At 71.7% G+C, this 18,061-nt stretch carries 15 protein-coding genes; 2 read left to right on the forward strand and 13 right to left on the reverse strand.

What is annotated here, in order from left to right:
* The 7 genes from TCUR_RS17170 to TCUR_RS17200 form a co-directional block, all read right to left on the reverse strand.
* Complete coding sequence (locus TCUR_RS17170; RefSeq protein WP_012853807.1) at window positions 1-1,176, reverse strand: NADH:flavin oxidoreductase; 1,176 nt, start codon at window positions 1,174-1,176, stop codon at window positions 1-3.
* Window positions 1,177-1,277: 101 nt separating this feature from the next.
* Window positions 1,278-1,634, reverse strand: a complete 357-nt coding sequence (locus TCUR_RS17175) for a hypothetical protein (protein WP_012853808.1) — start codon at window positions 1,632-1,634, stop codon at window positions 1,278-1,280.
* A gap of 80 nt (window positions 1,635-1,714) precedes the next feature.
* On the reverse strand, window positions 1,715-2,458 hold the full coding sequence (locus TCUR_RS17180) for an ABC transporter ATP-binding protein (protein WP_012853809.1): 744 nt from the start codon (window positions 2,456-2,458) through the stop codon (window positions 1,715-1,717).
* Window positions 2,458-3,192, reverse strand: a complete 735-nt coding sequence (locus TCUR_RS17185; RefSeq protein ID WP_012853810.1) for an ABC transporter ATP-binding protein — start codon at window positions 3,190-3,192, stop codon at window positions 2,458-2,460. Before TCUR_RS17185 ends, TCUR_RS17180 begins: the two co-directional genes overlap by 1 nt.
* Window positions 3,179-5,410, reverse strand: a complete 2,232-nt coding sequence (locus tag TCUR_RS17190) for an ABC transporter permease (protein ID WP_012853811.1) — start codon at window positions 5,408-5,410, stop codon at window positions 3,179-3,181. The genes TCUR_RS17185 and TCUR_RS17190 overlap by 14 nt, the downstream gene beginning before the upstream one ends.
* A 22-nt stretch (window positions 5,411-5,432) precedes the next feature.
* A complete protein-coding gene (locus tag TCUR_RS17195) occupies window positions 5,433-6,833 on the reverse strand; it encodes an ABC transporter substrate-binding protein (RefSeq protein WP_012853812.1) in 1,401 nt (466 codons plus the stop codon).
* Between the two features lie 100 nt (window positions 6,834-6,933).
* Window positions 6,934-7,695 (reverse strand): SDR family NAD(P)-dependent oxidoreductase, encoded by a 762-nt coding sequence (locus TCUR_RS17200; protein WP_012853813.1) that lies wholly within the window; start codon window positions 7,693-7,695, stop codon window positions 6,934-6,936.
* A gap of 209 nt (window positions 7,696-7,904) precedes the next feature.
* Between TCUR_RS17200 and casG the strand changes: the two genes are divergently transcribed.
* The gene (casG, locus tag TCUR_RS17205; protein WP_012853814.1) at window positions 7,905-9,572 is read left to right on the forward strand and encodes a steroid-24-oyl-CoA synthetase; all 1,668 of its coding nucleotides are present in this window, start codon (window positions 7,905-7,907) and stop codon (window positions 9,570-9,572) included.
* Between the two features lie 80 nt (window positions 9,573-9,652).
* Here casG and TCUR_RS17210 read toward each other — a convergent pair whose 3' ends face one another.
* From TCUR_RS17210 to TCUR_RS17225, 4 genes are read right to left on the reverse strand one after another with little or no spacing between them, the layout of a single operon-like run.
* The gene (locus TCUR_RS17210; protein WP_012853815.1) at window positions 9,653-10,264 is read right to left on the reverse strand and encodes a PaaI family thioesterase; all 612 of its coding nucleotides are present in this window, start codon (window positions 10,262-10,264) and stop codon (window positions 9,653-9,655) included.
* 4 nt (window positions 10,265-10,268) lie between these two features.
* Window positions 10,269-12,488 carry an acyl-CoA dehydrogenase family protein gene (locus tag TCUR_RS17215; RefSeq protein WP_012853816.1) on the reverse strand — a complete coding sequence of 740 codons (2,220 nt, stop codon included), beginning with the start codon at window positions 12,486-12,488 and terminating at the stop codon, window positions 10,269-10,271.
* Between the two features lie 8 nt (window positions 12,489-12,496).
* Entirely contained in the window at window positions 12,497-13,657 is a 1,161-nt protein-coding gene (locus TCUR_RS17220) for a steroid 3-ketoacyl-CoA thiolase (protein WP_012853817.1), read from the reverse strand.
* On the reverse strand, window positions 13,650-15,284 hold the full coding sequence (locus TCUR_RS17225) for an acyl-CoA synthetase (RefSeq protein WP_012853818.1): 1,635 nt from the start codon (window positions 15,282-15,284) through the stop codon (window positions 13,650-13,652). The genes TCUR_RS17220 and TCUR_RS17225 overlap by 8 nt, the downstream gene beginning before the upstream one ends.
* 168 nt (window positions 15,285-15,452) lie before the next feature.
* Here TCUR_RS17225 and TCUR_RS17230 point away from each other — a divergent pair, with 168 nt between their 5' ends.
* Entirely contained in the window at window positions 15,453-16,382 is a 930-nt protein-coding gene (locus TCUR_RS17230) for a 3-oxoacyl-ACP reductase (protein ID WP_012853819.1), read from the forward strand.
* Window positions 16,383-16,484: 102 nt separating this feature from the next.
* Here TCUR_RS17230 and TCUR_RS17235 read toward each other — a convergent pair whose 3' ends face one another.
* Together TCUR_RS17235 and TCUR_RS17240 are read right to left on the reverse strand one after the other, a co-directional pair.
* Window positions 16,485-17,261, reverse strand: a complete 777-nt coding sequence (locus TCUR_RS17235) for an SDR family oxidoreductase (RefSeq protein WP_012853820.1) — start codon at window positions 17,259-17,261, stop codon at window positions 16,485-16,487.
* A gap of 15 nt (window positions 17,262-17,276) precedes the next feature.
* The gene (locus tag TCUR_RS17240) at window positions 17,277-18,026 is read right to left on the reverse strand and encodes an SDR family NAD(P)-dependent oxidoreductase (protein WP_012853821.1); all 750 of its coding nucleotides are present in this window, start codon (window positions 18,024-18,026) and stop codon (window positions 17,277-17,279) included.
* Window positions 18,027-18,061 lie beyond the last annotated feature (35 nt).

Below are 18,061 nucleotides of genomic sequence, written 5' to 3' on the forward strand. Positions count from 1 at the left end.
TCACGGCTGGACGAGCACGCAGCTGGTGCCGCCGTAGATCTTGGTGAAGCACTTGTTGCAGTGGATGCACAGCGACGAGGCCTGCGGGTCCTTGGCGATCTTGTTGATCAGGTCGGGTTCGCGCAGCAGGGCCCGGGCCATCGCCACGAACTCAAAGCCCTCCCGCATGGCCACATCCATCACGGGTTTGCCGGTGATGCCGCCCAGCAGCACCAGCGGCAGTTTCACCGCGGCGCGGATCTGCCGGGCCAGCGGGAGCAGGTAGGCGTCCTCATACGGGTAGTACTTCAAAAAGCGTTTGCCGACCAGTTGCACGCCGAGCTTGACCGGCTGCGGCATGATCGCGGCGAACTCCCGCAGCGGCACGTCCCCGCGGAACAGGTACATGGGGTTCAGCAGGGAGCTGCCGGCGGTCAGCACCAGGGCGTCCAGGGAGCCGTCGGCCTCCAGCCACCGGGCGACCTGGATGGCCTCATCCAGCCAGAACCCGCCGGGCACGCCGTCGTCCATGTTGAACTTGGCCAAGATGGCGATCCGGTCGCCGACCGCCTCGCGGACCTCGCGGGCGATGGCGCGGGCCAGCCGGGCGCGGTTCTCCAGCGAGCCGCCGTACTCGTCGTCGCGGTGGTTGACGCGGGGGCTCAAAAACGAGCTGGCCAGGTAGTTGTGGCCCAAGTGGATCTCGACGGCGTCGAAACCGGCGCGGATGGCCATGCGGGCGGCGTGGCCGTGGGCCTTGATGATGCGTTCCAGGTCGGCGCGGGTGGCCGCCTTGGTGAAGCTGGTGGTGGTGGCATGGAAGTGCCGGCTGGGGCCGAGCGCGGGAGCGCCGTTGGCCTTGGGGTTGGCGACCGGGCCGGCGTGCCCGATCTGCGCGGAGACCGCGGCGCCCTCGGCGTGCACGGCCTCGGTGAGGCGGCGCAGGCCGGGCAGGGCGTCTTCGGTCCACAGGATCTGCTTGCGGTCGGTGCGGCCGTCCGGCGCCACCGCGCAATAGGCGACCGTGGTCATGCCGACCCCGCCCGCGGCATGCCGCACATGGAAGTCGATCAGCGCGTCGGTGACTTTGTTGTCCCGGCTGAGCCCCTCATAGGTGGCCGACTTGATGATGCGGTTGCGCAGCGTCACCGGGCCCAGCTTCGCCGGGGCCAGGACGTCGGGAATTGGCTGAGTCATCGGGTCCTTCCATCCGCCGCCCCGCTGGGGTGGCGGCCTAGACGTTAATCAGCGGGATGCCCGAGAGGTCCGGGCATCCCGCTGACCGGGAATGTCGGGGGTTACGGGCGGCTATCGCGCAGCGCGGCGGCGATCTGGTCGGTGTGGGCCTGGGACTCCACCAGTTGGCGCAGCAGCCACAGCCGCAGCACCCTCGTCACCGCCGCGGCCAGGTACAGCGCCGCGCCCAGCACGGTCAGCGCGGTGAACGCGGTGGCCAGCGCCTGGAAGGAGCCGACGTTGCGCAGATCGTCTTGGGCCAGGGAGTTGTTGTAGGCGATGAACGCGCCCACCACGCCGACGATCATCAAGATCAGGCCTGCGATGCGCCACAGGCCGTCGTGGCGGGAGGAGTCGGTCTTGAGCTTCTGCCGCGCCACGTCCTCTTTGAACTGGGCGCGCCGTTCCTCGGTCAGCATCCGGTGTCCCTCCTCGTGTTCTGCTGCGCCGCGTCCGCCGTGGACCGGGCGCGCCATCTCTGCTTTGGGGGCATCGCCGCTCAGCCGCCCAGGTAGTCGTCGGCCAGCCGGGCCTCGATCTCCTCGGGGGTGCCGGTGGCCACCACGCGTCCGTGCAGCATCAGCGCCGCGCTGTCGGCGATGGGCAGCACCGCGCGGGCGAACTGCTCGGCCACCAGCACCGACAGGCCGCCGGCGACCAGTTCGGCGACGGTCTGGTACATCTGGCTGACGATCATGGGGGCCAGTCCCATGGACAGCTCGTCCAGCAGCAGCACCGCCGGGTCGGTGGCCAGGGCGCGGGAGAGCGCCAGCATCTGCTGCTCGCCGCCGGACATCGAGCCGGCCAGCTGGTTGCGCCGCCGGCCGAGGACGGGGAAGCGGCTGTAGGCCTTTTCCTCCAGTTCCGCCAAGGTGGCGCCGGTGCCGGTGGCGACCCACAGGTTCTCCCGCACCGTGAGGTTGGGGAAGATGCCGCGGCCTTCGGGGATGGAGCACACCCCCAGCCGGGCGGCGTCCTGGGCGGAGATGCCGTTGACGGTGCGGCCGGCGTACCGCAGCTCCCCGCCGGTGATGGGGTGCAGCCCGGCGCACACCCGCATGGTGGTGGACTTGCCGCCGCCGTTGGGGCCCAGCAGCGCCAGCAGCGACCCGGGTTTGAGGGCGAGGTTCACCCCGTGCAGCACTTCGATGGCGCCGTACCCGGCCCGCACGTCCACCAGTTCCAGCAGCGGCTCGGGTTCGGTGACCGGCTCGCGGTCGGCCTGCTGTTCGGTCATGGTCATCAGGCGGCCTCCTCGGTGCCGATGTAGGCGGCGATGACCTCCGGAGACTCCTTGACCTCCTGGGGGGTGCCGGAGGCGATCAGCGAGCCGTAGTCCAGCACGTGGATGGTCGAGCACAGCCGCATCACCAGCGGCAGGTCGTGTTCGACCAGGCAGATCGCCAGTCCTTCGGCGGCCAGGCCGACCAACAGTTCGGCGAACGCCTCGGTTTCGCGTTCGGTCTGGCCGGAGGCCGGCTCGTCCAGCAGCAGCACCCGCGGGGAGGTCATCAGCGCGCGGGCCACCTCCACCACCCGGGCCCGTCCGATGGGGACGTCGGAGACGTCCTTGTGGGCGATGTCGGTCAGCCCGGTGCGCTCCAGCACCCGGTCGGTCTCCTCATCGAGGTCGAAGCGCCGGCGGCGGCCGGTGACCTTGAGCACGTCCCCGGCCACGCGGACGTTGTCGCGCACCGACAGCGACAAGAACAGCTCCAGCCGCTGGAAGGTGCGCGCCATGCCGCGCCGGGCGCGTTTGGCCGGCGACAGGCGGGTGATGTCGGCGCCGTCCAGCAGCACCCGCCCGGAGGTGGGCTTCTGCAGGCCGGTGATGGTGTTGAACAACGTGGTCTTGCCCGCGCCGTTGGGGCCGATCAGCCCGGTGATCTGCCCTTCCTCCACGGTGAGGCTGACGTCGTTCACGGCGGTGTTGCCGCCGAAGCGGACGGTGATGCCGCGGGTTTCAAGCAGTGGCACGGGCGCCTCCCTTCTCGGCCGTGACCGGCAGGGCGGGCAGGCCCAGCTCGCGGTCGAGCCTGGCGCGCAGCTGGTCGGTGTAAGGCTCGTCCACGCCGATCAGCTCCAGCGGCGTGGTGCGGCGGCGGCCCTCCTCCTGGAGCATCCGCCCGATGACCGGCAGCAGCATCACCCCGCACAGGACGGCGATCGCGAACGTCCACACGCCGATCACGTCGGTGAGCGCCAGGACGTACAGCACCGCGCCGACGGCGGCGCCGCCATAGCGCACGGGTTTGGTGGTGTGCCGGTAGGACTCGACGATGTCGTGGACGAAGCCGCTGGGGTTGCGGCCCACGCCCATGCCGACCAGGGCGGTGCCGACCATGACCAGGTGGGCCAGGGCGCTGTAGATCGAGGACATCGCCTCGTGCTCCAGCGCCAGGTCGTTGAAGGTGCCCACCAGCACGGTGGCGCCGACCCCTGACATCAGGCCGCCCAGCAGGGCGCCGCTGATGTAGCCGATGCCGGCCACCACCACCAGCATCAGCAGGGCCAGGCTGCCCATGATGGTGAAGTTCTCCCCCGACACCGAGCCGGCGGCGGCCGACATCAGCACCCCGCCCAGCCCGGCGATGCCCGCGGAGATCATGAAGACGCTGAGCTTGAGCCGCACCAGGTCCTGCCCCAGCATCGCGGTGGCCGCGGGGCTGTCCTTCATGGCCGCCAGGCGGCGGCCGTAGCCGCTGTTGCGCAGCGCGGCCAGTGCCACGCCCAGCAGGGCGAACAGCACCGTGGCGGTCATCAGGAAGGTCTGGCCGTCGCGCAGGTCCAGCGGGCCCAGCTTGGGCGGGGGGACGGCGAGGGTGCCGTTGGGGAAGAGGGTGAACTTCACGCCGAACAGTTCGTGCTCGGTGGTGTCGCGCAGCACCATGTTCGACAGGAACACCCCGAACGCCATGGTCGCCAGCGCCAGGTACAGTCCGCGCAGCCGCAGCGCCGGCAGCGCGATCAGCCCGCCGACCAGGGCCGCGGCGGCGACCCCGGCCAGCACGCCCTGCGGGGTGAGGTAGGCCGACAGCCCGCTGCCGGACACCCCGAAGTGGAAGGCCACGATGGTGGCCACCGCCCCGAACGACAGCGGGGCGAGGTTGAGCTCGCCGGCGTACCCGGTGAGCACGGTCAGCGACAGGGCGATGATCGCGAACGTCATGCCCAGCGTCAGGGTGGTGATGCCGGAGTCCTCCAGCAGCAGGCTGTAGAGGTACACCACGGCCACCAGCACCAGGCCCCACACCGCCGCCGAGCGGACGGTGGGCACCCGGTAGCGCTCGCGGGTGCGGATGGCCGCCCCGCGCAGCCGGTCCTGCGGCAGCACCACCAGCACCACGAACAGCACGATCATGGGCAGCGAGACCCGCAGGTTCCCGGTCACCGGGCCGGAGGCCGGCAGGTAGCCCATCACGTAGGTGGCGGCCAGGCCCAGCACCATGGCGCCGGCGAAGGTGCGGGGGATGCTGCGCAGCCGCCCGAACATGGCCGCGGCGAACGCGTCGATCACCAACAGGGTGAGCATGTTGGCTTCCAGCGCGCCGCCGCCGACCGGCACGATCAGCACGCCGGCGGTCACCGCCAGGGTGGAGCCCAGCGCCCACGACAGCATGGCGGCCCGCTCCGGGTCGTGGCCGTTGAGGCGCAGCAGGTCGGGGTCGTCGACCGAGCCGCGCATCACCACGCCGATCCGGCTGCGGGTGAACAGCACCCGCAGCCCGATGGCGATGGCCGCGGCGGCGACCAGGCAGACGATCTCGTGGTACCGCACCACCACGCCCAGCACCGTCACCTTGGCGTCCGCGCCGAAGAACATCTCCACGGTGCGGGCCTCGTCGGGGTTCCAGATCCACTGGGACAGGTAGACCATGCCCAGCAGCACCGCCACCGTGACGATGATCTTGGTGACGTCGGCGGTGTCCCGCAGCCCCCGCATGATCAGGGCGTGCAGCGCCGCGCCCAGCAGCGGGCCGACCAGCCCGATCACCACCAGCAGCGCGGCGAGGGTGGGCCAGCCCCAGTCGTACTTGAGCTGCCAGAACAGGAAGGTGCCGAGCATCGCCTGCGCGCCGTGCGCGAAGTTGAAGATGCCGGAGGTGTTGTAGGTCAACACCAGCCCGGAGGCGGCGATGAAGTACACCGCGCCCAGGACCAGGCCGAGGAGGGTATAGGTCAGGAAGGTCGTCATCGCTGGTCGCCGCCTCGGCGGATCAGGACTGTGGCTTGATCACGTCGTCGGTCAGGAACGTGGTCGCCACCCGGTCTTCGTTGAGCTTGGTGCCCCAGGTCTTGGGGTCGGTCTCCAGCACGATGTCGTCACTGCACTCGTACTCGCCGATGGTCTTGGGGTAGACCTGCTCGTACTTGGTGCCGGTGAGCTTGACCATCAGGGCGCAGGAGGACGGCTTGTTGGCGCCGGGGTCGGTGGGGGCGTGCAGCCCGCCGCCGGTCCACTCGTGCACCTTGGACAGCTCGTTGATCACGCACTGGCGGGTGAGGTTGGAGCCGCAGTTCTTGGCGGCCTGCGCCCACAGCAGGAACGAGGAGGTGGCCTGCATGCCCAGCAGCGCGACCTTGCCCTTCTGGGCGTTGACCAGGTCCATGTACTGCTTGACCGCCGGGACCTTGTCGGCGTTCTCCAGCGGCTGGAAGATCATGGCGATGTGGATGTTGTCGCCGGTGCCGGCCTTGTTCCACTGGGCGACGAGGCTGCTGTACCAGGTGGCCTCGAACAGGTACTTGGGCTTGGCGCCGACCCGTTCGATCGACTCCAGCAGGCTGAACTGGCCGGGGTCGGGGGAGTCGGAGCTCCACAGCAGCTCGGCGCCGCACTTCTTGATCTTCTCGGCGTGCGGCATGTAGCTGCTCTCCCCGGCGTCGTTGAGCCGGACGCCGCAGTTGAGCTGCTTGTAGCCGAGCTTCTTCATCGCCGCGGAGACCTTGTTGGTGCCCATGGTCACCGCCGGCGAGGTGGACAGCAGGATGTCGGCCTTCTCCTTGGCCTCGGGGAACAGCTTCTCGGCGATGCGCAGCCCGCCGACGTTCATCAGGTCCACCGGGTAGGGGACGGCCTCGTACTTCATCGGGCCCATGGTGGCGTTGGGACCGACGGTGAAGCCGGCGACGGTGGGCAGCTTGCAGGCCACCCGGTGCTGCTCGGCGGCCTCGTCCATGGCGAAGCCCTGGCCGACCAGCATGAAGTCCTGCTTGCAGGACTGCTGGATGACCTTGACCGAGTTGGTGTAGGCGGCGTCGTACTGGTTGCCCTTGATCTTGCGGCCGTTGATGCCGCCCTGCTCATTGCACCAGTCGATCATCGCCTTGACCGCGTCGCCCATCTCCTTGGACAGGCCGGGCGCGGAGGCGAAGCCGCGGTCGTCGCCGAATCCGATGGTGATGGTGGTGTCGGTGACGCCCTGGTCGGTGGCGCCCTTGGCGTCGCCGGGCCCGCAGGGGGACGGCAGCGTGCCGAAGTAGCGGCCGCCGCCGGAGCTCTGGCCGCCGCCGGCGCTCACGCCGTCGTCGCCGGAACGCTCACTGGCACACGAGGTGGTGACCATGGCAAGGGCCAGGGCGCCGGCTGCCAGGCGCCCGAATTTGGTGACCTTCATCCGGTGGTGTCTCCTTTGCATGCCCGCCGCGGACGCGGCGAGGCGGGGTGGTGGGGTGGAACGGAAACCAAAGGGGGTGGGAACGGCGTGCCTTCGGAGGTCATCCGAAGTAGGCCTGCCCGCCGTCCAGCGGCACGGTGGCGCCGGTGAGGTAGCGCAGATCGGGGTTGACCAGCGCCACCACGGCTCGGCCGATGTCCTGTTCGCAGTCGCCGATGTAGCCGAGCGGGATGGTCTTGCGGAATTCCGCGGCGGCCTCGGGGTTGGCCTCCGCCCAGCGCTGCAGCCCCGGGGAGAGGGCGTGCGGGGCGATGGCGAGGGCGCGGATGCCGTCCGGCCCCCATTCGGCCGCCGCGGTGCGGGTCAGGGACCGCAGCGCCTGCTTGGCGGCGGCGTAGGCGCCGTAGGTCTGCGGGTCCCAGCGGACCATGGCGGAAGTGACGAGGTTGATGATGTGGCCGCCGCCGCGTCGCTTCATGTGGGGGTGGCAGGCCTTCATGAAGGCGAAGGCGGCGAACGGCCCGGTGCGGAAGCCTTTCTCGAAGTCGGCCTGGCTCATCGACAGCAGCGGGCCGTAGGCGCCGGAGTAGGCGTTGTTGACCAGGATGTCGATGCCGCCGAAGCGTTCGGCGATCCGGTCCACCAGGGCGGGGATGGCGTCGGTGTCGGCCACGTCACAGGGGAACGGCTCGGCGCGTGCCCCGCGTTCGGCGATCAGCTTGCAGGTGGCCTCCAGCTTGGCCGGGGTGCGGCCGAGCACCGCGATGGACGCACCTTCCGATGCGAGCGCCAAAGCGATGCCCTGACCAACGCCTTGTCCAGCACCGGTCACGATGGCGACCTTTTCGTCGAGGCTGCCCATGTCTCTCCCGCCATGCCCATGTCGTCGATCGACCGCCATGGTGATGTGACGCGGCACACCCCATAGGCTCAGTCCCGCTCAGCGGGAACGGTGACGAGGCATCAGGGAGAACGGACATCCCACTGAGCGGGAAATCGGCCTCACCGAGTGGGATGGGGATCACAATGGCGCCCGGGTGAGTCAGTGAGACCCAGGTAACAGGAGAACTGATGGCCACGACGGCGATGGAGATCATGCAGCGGCTGACCGGGCCGGGCGGACCGTTCGAGCTGCGCGAAGAAGAGGTGCTGGGCACCAGGCTGCCGGTGTTCGTCAACCGGGACCGCAGCCTGGGTGAGGTGCTCATCGCCTCGGCCGGCCACGGCGACCGTGACTACATCGTCACCGCCAAGGAGCGCATCAGCTTCGCCGAGCACGCCGTCCGGGTCGCCGCCCTGGCCAAGGCCCTGCGCACCGAGCACGGGGTGCGGCCCGGCGACCGGGTGGCCATCAACGCCGCCAACTGCCCGAACTGGATCATCGCGTTCTGGGCCACGGTGGCGGCCGGCGCCGTCGCGGTGGGCTACAACGCCTGGTGGGCGCCGCGGGAGGTCGAGTACGCACTCGGCCACACCACGCCCAAGGTGGTGCTGGTGGACGCCAAGCGGGCCGCGGTGACCCCGAAGTCGGACGGGGTGCGCGTGCTGACCCTCGAGGAGGACGTGCCGGCGCTGATCGAGCGGTACCGGGGGGCGGAACTGGACATCCCGCCGGCCGCCGAGGACGACCCGGTGGTGATCCTCTACACCAGCGGCACCTCCGGACGGCCCAAGGGCGCAGTGCACTCCCACCGCAACCTCACCTCGGTGATCATGTATCACCGCTACAACGACGCGCTCGCCCAGGCCTTCGGCGACCCCACCGACCCGCGGGACCGCCGCTACCTGCTGGCGCTGCCGCTGTTCCACATCGCCAGCCTGCACAACCTGGCCGTGCCGCGGCTGGCCACCGGCAGCACCGTGGTCATGCACGAGGGCTCCTTCGATGTGGACAAGGTGCTGACCCTGATCGAGCGGGAGCGGGTCACCAACTGGGGCGCGGTGCCGACCATGGCGCGGCGGCTGCTGGAGCACGGGGACCTGTCCAAGTACGACCTGTCGTCGCTGACGGCGTTCGCGCTGGCCTCGGCGCCGTCCTCGCCGGCCTTCAAGGAACGGCTGCGCAAGGCGTTCCCGCCGGCCCGCGACGCCCTGGTGGACAGCTACGGGCTGACCGAGTCGTGCACCGCGGCGGCGGTGGCCTCCCCGATGGACCTGGCCGAGGCGCCGGGCACGCTGGGCCGCCCCATCATCGGGGTGCAATTGGAGATCCGGGACGCCGAGGGCCGGACGCTGCCGGAGGGCCAAGAGGGCGAGGTGTGCATCCGCAGCGCCTACAACATGCTGGGTTACTGGAACGACCCGGAGGCCACGGCGCGGGCCATCGACGCCGACCGGTGGCTGCACACCGGCGACATCGGGGTGATCGAGCAGGGCCGGCTGCGGCTGAGCAGCCGGCGTTCGGACCTGATCCTGCGCGGCGGGGAGAACATCTACCCCGCCGAGGTGGAGAACGTGCTGGCCGAGTTCCCCGGGGTGCGCGAGTGCATCGTGCTGGGCGTCCCCCACCCGGATCTGGGCCAGGAGGTCATGGCGGTGATGGTGTTCGCCGAGGAGTCGGCGATCCCCACCGAGCGGGAGCTGACCGAGTTCGCCCGCGAGCGGCTGGCCTACTTCAAGGTGCCCGCCAGGTGGCGGCTGACCACCGAGCCGCTGCCGCGCAACGCCACCGGCAAGGTGATCCGGCGCGAGGTGGAGAAGATGATCGGTCTGTCCACCGAGCCGGCGTCCGTGTCCTGACCCGCCGCTTTTCCTCCTGGGCGGGGCGAGAGGCCGGGGACAACGGCGTCCCCGGCCTCTCGCCTTCATCCGGCCGCCGGTCAGCGCGGCCGGGGCGGGTGCTTGGCGATGAACAGGCCCTCGGCGGTGACGCAGGTGCGGCCCCCGGCCGAGATCGACCCCACGGTGCGGATCTTGCTGCCGTCCACCGCGACCTGCCGGCCGGTGACGGTGAGCGGCTCGAACAGCGGGGTCAGGCGGTGGTAGCGCAGCGTCAGCTCGGCGGTCATCCCCGATGGACCGCTCCAAGCGTTGGCGACGCCGAGCGTGTGGTCCAGCAGCAGCGCCGAGACCCCGCCGTGCACGCACGACGGCGGCCCCTGGTAGGGCAGGTCCAAGGTGACCACCGCCTCGATGGAGCCGTCGGGGCGGCCGGTGTACTGCAGCGGCGGGGCCAGCGGGTTCTCCGGGCCGGTGACCGGGTCGTGCCGGGTGGTGCCGTCGCCGCGCCACATGTTCACCAGCCGCTCCCGCAGGCCGGGGGCGGCGGCCTCCAGCTCGTCGGCGATGGCGTTGAGCCGGTCGGCGACGGCGGTCATGTCAGCGCCGGAGATGTCCCCGGCGCGCACCAGCGCGGCGATGACCCGGCGGGCCGCGGCCGCGGCGGCGTCCACGCCGCGGCCGGTGGCGGTGGCGTTGAGAGTCGTGGCCATCGCCTCAGCCCCTCGGTGCCGGCTCGGGGTCGCGGGGCAGTCCCAGCAGCCGCTCGCCGATGATGTTGAGCTGCACGTCGGTGGTGCCGCCGGCGATCGACATGCACCGGGAGTTGAGGAACATCCAGGTGGCGTCGCGGTGGGCCGAGCGGCGCTCGGTGCCCACGGGGGCGGCCCCGACCAGTGCGGCTGGACCGATCCAATCCACCGCGACCTCCCAGACCTGCTGGATGTGCTCCACCCCGACCAGCTTGGCGATGCTGGCCTCGGCGCCGGGCTGGGCCCCGGCGACCGCGCGCAGCGCGCTGCGCAGCCCGAACAGGCTGGTGGCCTGGGCGTCGCACAGGATCTGGCCGAGCAGGGTCAGGCGCTGCTCGTCGGCCTGCCCGGGGGCGTTCGCCAGGATCTCCACCAGCGCCTCCCCGCCGCTGCCCAGCGAGGAGTCGTGAGAGAGCGACACCCGCTCGTTGGCCAGCGTGGTGCGGGCCAGCTTCCAGCCCTCGCCGGGCCGGCCGACCAGCATGTCGTCGGGGATGAACACCCCGTCCAAGAACACCTCGTTGAACAGGGCCTCCCCGGTCAGCTCCCGCAGCGGCCGGACGTCGATGCCCGGGGAGGACATGTCCAGCAGGAAGTACGACAGGCCCTGGTGCTTGGGGGCGTCCGGGTCGGTGCGGGCCAGCAGGATGCCCCAGTCGGCCTCGCGGGCCATGGAGGTCCACACCTTCTGGCCGGTGACCCGCCAGCCGCCCTCCACCTTCTCGGCCCGGGTGGACAGCGCGGCCAGGTCCGAGCCGGCGCCCGGCTCGCTGAACAACTGGCACCAGGTGATCTCCCCGCGCAGGCTGGGGCGCAGGAACTTCTCATGCTGGGCGGGCGAGCCGTGCGCGATGAGCGTGGGCACCACCCAGTTGCCGATGATCATGTCGTGGGGGCGCAGGCCGGCCGCCCGCAGCTCCTCGGCGATCACCAGTTGGGTGACCGCGTCGGCCCCCTTGCCCCAGGGTTCGGGCAGGTGCGGGGCGGTGTAGCCGCGGTCGGCCAGGTAGGCCCGCTGCTCGGCGCCGCTGAGGCCGGTGGCGGGCTGGAGCTCGGCGCGGATCTCGGCGCGGATCTGCTCGGCCTCGGGGGGCAGCTCGACGGTGAGCTCGCGGCGCACCCCCTCCAGGGTGAGACGGGCGACCCGGCGCTGCCAGGACGCGGTGGAGCCCAGCATGATCCGCAGGGTCTGGGCACGGCGCAGGTAGAACCCCGCGTCGTGCTCCCAGGTGAAGCCGATGCCGCCGAGGGTCTGGATGCAGTCCTTGGCGACGGTGAACGCCGCCTCCACGCTGGTGGCCGCGGCGACCGCGGCCGCCAGGGAGGCCTGGGCCGCGTCGGTGTCGGGGTCGGCGGCGCGGGCGGCGTCCCAGGCGCAGGCGCGGGCCTGCTCGGCGCGGGCCAGCATCCGGGCGCAGCGGTGCTTGACGCCTTGGAACTGGCCGATGGGACGGCCGAACTGCTCGCGGACCTTGGCGTACTCGGCGGCGGTGGTGGTGGCCCAGTCGGCCAGCCCGCTGGCCTCGGCGGCGAACAGCACCGCGGCCAGGTCCAGCACGTCCTGGTCGGTCAGGCCGTCCAGCACGGCGCCTTCGGGGACGGGGACGGCGGCGGCGCGCACCGCCGCCATCCGCCGCGTCAAGTCGTGGCTGGGCAGCGCGGCGACTTCGACGGCGGTGCGGGGCAGCACCAGCCAGGCGGTGGTCTCACCGTCGCGGGCCGGCAGCACGAACAGGTCGGCGAGTTGCCCGCCGATCACCGGTTCGGACTCCCCGTCCAAGACGGCCGTCCCGTCCGAGCGGGTCAGTCTCAGCGTGCCGGGGCGCAGCGCGACCGCGCCGATCGCGCTGCCGTCGGCCAGGGCGGGCAGGTGTGCGGTGTGCCCGGCGCGGTGCAGCACGGCCCCGGCCAGGGTGGTGGGCAGGAACGGGCCGGGGGTGAGCGCCCGGCCCAGTTCCTCGGCCGCCACGGCCAGCTCCAGCAGCCCGGCGCCGGCCCCGCCGGCGTCCTCGGGCAGGTGCAGTCCCAGCAGGCCCAGCTCGGCCAGGCCTTTCCAGAAGGGGGGAAGCTCTTCGCGCTCGGCGTCGATGGCGGCGCGGACGACCTGCGCGGTCACCTCGCGGTCGGTGAAGGCCCGCACGGCGTCGCGCAGGTCGCGGTGCTCCTCGGTCAGTCCGATGGTCATAGGGGTCGTCAGATCCGTTCGATGATGGTGGCGGTGGCGTGGGCGCCGCCGGCGCACATGGTGATCAGCGCGGTGGACTTGTCGGCGCGTTCCAGCTCGTGCACCGCCTGGGTGATGAGACGGGCGCCGGTGGAGCCGACCGCGTGGCCCAGCGCGATGGCGCCGCCGTTGACGTTGACCTTGTCCATGTCGGCGTTCAGGACGCCGGCCCACGACAGCACCACCGAGGCGAACGCCTCGTTGATCTCCACCAGGTCGATGTCGTCCAGCGTCATCTTGGCCTTGGCCAGCACGTGCCGGGTGGCGTCGATCGGCCCGTCCAGGTGGTAGTAGGGGTCGGAGCCGACCATGCCGGAGGCCACGATCCGGGCGCGCGGCCGCAGCCCCAGCTCGGCGGCCTTCTCCGGGGTGGTCAGCAGCACCGCGGCGGCGCCGTCGCTGATCTGGGAGGTGTTGCCGGCGGTGTGGATGCCGTCGGGGATGACCGGCTTGAGCTTGGCCAGCGCCTCCATGCTGGTCTCGCGCAGCCCTTGGTCGCGGGTGACCACGGCGGTCTCGCCCGTGGGGCCCTCGGGGCCCATGACCGGGGCGGTGACCTCGACGATCTGCCCGGCGAAGCGGTTCTCCGCCCAGGCCTGGGCGGCCTTGCGCTGGGAGGCCAGGCCGAAGGCGTCGGCGTCCTGGCGGGTGATGCCGCGCCGTTTGGCGATGCGTTCGGCGGCGGTGAACTGGTCGGGCATGTCCAGCGACCAGGAGTCGGGGAAGGGGTTGCCGGTCTCGGGGGTGACGGCCTGGCCGAGGAAGACCCGGCTCATCGACTCCACGCCGCAGCCGATCCCGGCGTCGATCGCGCCGGAGGCGATCAGCCCGGCGACCATGTGCACCGCCTGCTGGGAGGAGCCGCAGGCGCAGTCGATGGTGGTGCAGGCGGTCTGGTAGGGCAGCCCGGCGTGCAGCCAGGCCTGGCGGGTGACGTTGTTGGACTGCTCCCCGGCCTGGGTGACGCAGCCGCCGACCACCTGGCCGATGACCTCCGGCGCGATCCCGGCCTTGTCCAGCAGGCCCTTTTGGGCCGCGCCCAGCAGCTCGGCCGGGTGCAGGCCCGACAGGACCCCGTTGCGCTTGCCGACCGGGGTGCGGACGGCTTCGACGATGACGGCCTCAGGCATGAGAGCTCCCTGTCTGCTCGGCGGCGGCGGTCAGCACGCGCTTGGCCCACCGGTAGTCGGCCTTGCCGCTGGGCGAGCGCACCACCGCGTCGGTGAAGGTGATCAGCGCCGGGACCTTGTAGCCGGCCAGCTGGGTGCGGCAATGGGCGCGCAGGTCCTCGACGGTGGGCGCGGCGGCGCCCGCGCGCAGCTCGACCACGGCGGCCACGCGTTCCCCGAAGCGCTCGTCGGGGACGCCGGCGACCAGGGCGTCCATCACCGCCGGGTGGGACTTGAGGGCCTGTTCGACCTCTTCGGGGAAGACCTTCTCCCCACCGGTGTTGATGCAGCCGGAGCCGCGGCCCAGCACCACGATGGTGCCGTCGGCCTCGACCTTGGCCATGTCGCCGAGGATCGACCAGCGGACCCCGTCGATGACCGGGAAGGTGCGGGCGGTCTTGTCCGGGTCGTTGTAGTAGCCGAGCGGGACGTGGCCGCTGCGGGCGACGTAGCCGATCTCCTCGCTGCCGGGCGGGAGCGGTTTGAGGTCGGCGTCCACCACGGTCACGTGCGGGCTGGGCGCCAGGCGCATCAGCCCGTCGTCGCCGACGGTGATGTTGCCGTCGACGCCGGATTCGGAGGCCCCGAAGCCGTTGTTGATGTGGATGCCGGGCAGCAGTTCGGCGAACTCCTCCTGGACGCTGCGCGACAGGATCGCCCCGCCCGAGCCCAGCACCTTCCAGGAGCTGAGGTCGTAGTCGGCGCCGTGGGCGCGGATCGCGTCGACCAGCGGCCGGGCCATGGCGTCGCCGACCATCGCGACGATCATGGGCTTCTCCCGGTCGACCAGCCGCAGCACCTCCAGGGCGTCGAAGCGGCGCAGCAAGATCACCACCGCCCCGCCGTACAGCGCGCTCAGCAGCGTGTAGGAGGCCGCGCCGTGCATCAGCGGCATGGTGATCAGGTAGGACAGGGGGAAGCCGTTCTTGGCGCCCTCGGCCAGGGCCTCCGGGGACAGGTACGGGTCGCCGTAGTGGTTTCCGCCCTTGGTGGCGGCCATGTAGAAGTCCTCGTGCCGCCACACCACGCCCTTGGGCAGCCCGGTGGTGCCGCCGGTGTAGACGATGAAGCGGTCGTCGGCGGTGCGCTCATCGGCCAGCGGCGGGTCCTCCGGGCGGCCTTCGAAGGCGGCTTCGAAGTCGGTCACGGTGAGGCGGCCGGGCCAGGAGGCGGGCTCCTGCGGCGCCTCGTCGCCGCGCACCACCCAGGCGTGGCGCAGTTTGGGGCAGTCCGCGGCCACCCGGGCGGCGGCGGGCGTGAACTCCTCGCCGATGACCAGGGCCACCAGGTCGGCGTCGGTGTACAGGTGGCGCAGCTCGCGGTCGGTGTAGCGGAAGTTGATGTTGATCGGCACCGCCCGGATCTTCAGGCAGGCCAGCATGGCCTCCACGTACTCGACCCCGTTGAGCATGTGGAGGCCGACGTGCTCGCCCGGGGCGATGCCGGCGTCCAGCAGGGCGTGTCCCAATGCGCTGGCGCGCCGGTCCAGTTCGGCATAGGTCAGCCTGCGCTCTCCGCAGACCACGGCCGGCCGGTCCGCCACGGCGGCGGCCACGGCCTCAAAGAGCGTCGCCAGGTTCAGCGTCATGCGGGGAGGCTAGAATTCGTTCTCACCTGCTACAAGATCGGTCCCACTCAGCGGTCACCGCGGGACCTTCCCTATCGGTCCGCCCGCTCAGCGGGACGTCCGCCCGCAGAAAAATAGAATTCGTACTAGCTTCCCGGTGGTCATCCGTATCACGACCGGGAGCAAGTGATGAACGCAGACCTCACCCTGGCGGGCCGCACCGCCGTGGTCACCGGCGCGGGCGCCGGGCTCGGCCGCAGCGAGGCCCTGGCGCTGGCCGCGCGGGGCGCCAACGTGGTGGTCAACGACGTGGGCCCGGCCGCCGAGGAGGTCGTCGCCGAGATCAAGGCCGCCGGCGGCCAGGCCGTCGCGGTGATCGGCGACGTCGGCGAATGGTCCATGGGCGACACCCTGGTGTCGGCCGCGCTGGACACCTTCGGCGGGCTGGACATCGTGGTCAACAACGCCGGCGTGCTGCGCGACCGGATGCTGTTCAACCTGTCCGAGTCCGACTGGGACGATGTGATCCGCATCCACCTCAAGGGGCACGCGGCGCTGTCGCGCGCCGCCGCGGCGCACTGGCGGGCCGCCAGCAAGGCCGCCGGCGGCCCGGTCTACGGCCGGGTCATCAACACCTCCTCGGAGGCGTTCCTGTTCGGCAGCGCCGGCCAGCCCAACTACTCGGCCGCCAAGGCCGGGATCGTGGCGCTGACGCTGTCCACCGCCCAGGGCCTGGCCCGCTACGGGGTGCGCGCCAACGCCATCTGCCCGCGCGCCCGCACCGCGATGACCGCGGCGTCCTTCGGGGAGGGCACCTCCCCCGGCGGGCTGGACGCGCTGGCCCCCGAGCGGGTGGGGACGTTCGTCAGCTACCTGGCCTCCCCCGCCGCCGACCACATCAGCGGCCAGGTGTTCATCGTCTACGGCGACATGGTGGCGCTGATGGCCGCGCCGACGGTGGAGCGCAAGTTCACCGCCGAAAGCGGGATCTTCTCGGTGGAGGAGCTGAACGAGCAGCTCACCCCCTACTTCAAGGACCGCGACCCGCACCGCACCTACGCCGCCTACAGCGTCGCCGCGCTCGACACCACGGGGGCCTCCAAGATCCCCGGGCAGTGAGCCCCGCGCGGGCCTGACCCCTGCCGGGTGCGCCGGGAGCCTCCGCAAGCGCGATGGCCGCCTCCCCACCGGAGAGGCGGCCATCGTCGTTCCGGCCGGCGGTCAGAAGACCTCGGGGCCGCGCAAGATGGCCTCGGCGCCGCCGTCCACGTAGATGATCTGGCCGGTCATGTGGGTGTTGGCCGGGGAGATCAGCCAGGCCAGCGCCTCGGCGATCACCTCGGGGTCGGCGTGGCCGCCCAGCGGCATCGGCACCGCCTCGTTCATGATCTTGACCATGGCCGCGTCGGCCAGCAGCGGCTCGATCATCGGGGTGCGGACCACGCCGGGGGCGATCGCGTTCAGCGGGATGCCCGCCCCGGCCCACTCGGGGGTGATGCAGACCCGCCGCAGCCACTGGGCCAGCGCCGCCTTCGAGGACGGGTAGGTCTTGTTGCCCTGGCCGGCCGCGACGACCTTCTCGGCCGCCGCCACCGCGGCCTCCTCATCGCCGTCCAGGCAGGCCGCGACCACGGCCTCATCCAGCGGCTGGGTGCCGGAGATGGACGCCACGGTCGCCGCCCGGGGCCGCTCGGCCCTGGCCAGCGCCGGGCGCAGCCCCTCCAGCAGCGCGGTCACCCCGAAGAAGTTCACCCGGACCGGCAGGGAGGTGAACTGGGAGACCCCGGCGCAGGCCACCACGGCGTCCAGCACCCCGCCGCACAGCTCCAGCACCCGCCGCACCGCGTGGGCGCGGCCCTCGGGGGTGCCCAGATCGGCCACCACCTCCGCCTCGTGCAGGTCGATCCCGATGACCTCATCGCCCCGCTCGCGCAGCAGCCCGGCCAGCGCCCGGCCGATGCCGGAGGCCGATCCGCTCACCGCGATGGTCCGTCCCATGGCCTGCTCCTCTTTCTAGATGTGGGCTCCGCCGTCCACGCGCAGCTCGGCGCCGGTCAGATAGGAGGCGTCGCGGGAGGCCGCGAACGCGATCACGGAGGCGATCTGCTCGGGCTCGGCGGAGCCGAACGGCGCCCGGATCCGGTTGAAGTAGCTCAGGTCCACACCCTGGGGGACCACGTCGGGCCGCCGGGTCAGCGGGGTGTCGACGGTGCCCGGGGAGACGGGCACCACCCGGATGCGGCGGGCGGTCAGCTCGGCGGCCAGGCTCAGCGAGAAGGCCAGCACCGCGCCCTTGGACGCCGAGTAGGCGGTCATGTAGGGGTTGCCCTGGGTGGCCGACAGCGAGGCCACGTTGACGATGACGCCGGAGCCGTCCGGCAGGTACCGCAGCGCCTCCCGGCAGAACAGGGCGGTGCCGACCAGGTTCACCGAGAACAGGTGCTGCAGGTCGGCCACCGACAAGGTGGCGATCGGCGTGGCCCTGTGGACGCCCGCCACGTTGATCAGGACGTCGATGCCGCCGAGCGCGGCGGCGGCGCGGTCCGTGGCGGCGACCACCGCGGCCTCGTCGGTGACGTCGGCGACGCCGGTCACCAGCCGGCCCGGCCCGGTCACCGCCGCGGCGGTCGCGGCCAGTCCCTCTTCGGACACATCGACCCCGAACACCGCGGCGCCCTCTGCGGTCAGCCGCAGCGCCGTGGCCCGTCCGATACCCGATGCCGCCCCGGTGAGCAGCACCTTCACCCCGTCGAAGCGATTCATGCCGGGGACGGTAACGGCGATCTCTCGCCGTCCGG

The organism is Thermomonospora curvata DSM 43183 (assembly GCF_000024385.1).
GTDB classification, from domain to species: Bacteria; Actinomycetota; Actinomycetes; order Streptosporangiales; family Streptosporangiaceae; genus Thermomonospora; species Thermomonospora curvata.

Excerpts from the sequence above, each read along its gene's own strand:
- TCUR_RS17235 (WP_012853820.1), bottom strand. The coding sequence starts at position 17,261 with ATGGGACGGACCATCGCGGTGAGCGGATCGGCCTCCGGCATCGGCCGG.
- TCUR_RS17180 (WP_012853809.1), bottom strand. The coding sequence starts at position 2,458 with ATGACCATGACCGAACAGCAGGCCGACCGCGAGCCGGTCACCGAACCC.
- TCUR_RS17200 (WP_012853813.1), bottom strand. The coding sequence starts at position 7,695 with ATGGGCAGCCTCGACGAAAAGGTCGCCATCGTGACCGGTGCTGGACAA.
- TCUR_RS17170 (WP_012853807.1), bottom strand. The coding sequence starts at position 1,176 with ATGACTCAGCCAATTCCCGACGTCCTGGCCCCGGCGAAGCTGGGCCCG.
- TCUR_RS17225 (WP_012853818.1), bottom strand. The coding sequence starts at position 15,284 with ATGACGCTGAACCTGGCGACGCTCTTTGAGGCCGTGGCCGCCGCCGTG.
- TCUR_RS17195 (WP_012853812.1), bottom strand. The coding sequence starts at position 6,833 with ATGAAGGTCACCAAATTCGGGCGCCTGGCAGCCGGCGCCCTGGCCCTT.
- TCUR_RS17240 (WP_012853821.1), bottom strand. The coding sequence starts at position 18,026 with ATGAATCGCTTCGACGGGGTGAAGGTGCTGCTCACCGGGGCGGCATCG.
- TCUR_RS17210 (WP_012853815.1), bottom strand. The coding sequence starts at position 10,264 with ATGGCCACGACTCTCAACGCCACCGCCACCGGCCGCGGCGTGGACGCC.
- casG (WP_012853814.1), top strand. The coding sequence starts at position 7,905 with ATGGCCACGACGGCGATGGAGATCATGCAGCGGCTGACCGGGCCGGGC.
- TCUR_RS17215 (WP_012853816.1), bottom strand. The coding sequence starts at position 12,488 with ATGACCATCGGACTGACCGAGGAGCACCGCGACCTGCGCGACGCCGTG.
- TCUR_RS17230 (WP_012853819.1), top strand. The coding sequence starts at position 15,453 with ATGAACGCAGACCTCACCCTGGCGGGCCGCACCGCCGTGGTCACCGGC.
- TCUR_RS17220 (WP_012853817.1), bottom strand. The coding sequence starts at position 13,657 with ATGCCTGAGGCCGTCATCGTCGAAGCCGTCCGCACCCCGGTCGGCAAG.
- TCUR_RS17190 (WP_012853811.1), bottom strand. The coding sequence starts at position 5,410 with ATGACGACCTTCCTGACCTATACCCTCCTCGGCCTGGTCCTGGGCGCG.
- TCUR_RS17175 (WP_012853808.1), bottom strand. The coding sequence starts at position 1,634 with ATGCTGACCGAGGAACGGCGCGCCCAGTTCAAAGAGGACGTGGCGCGG.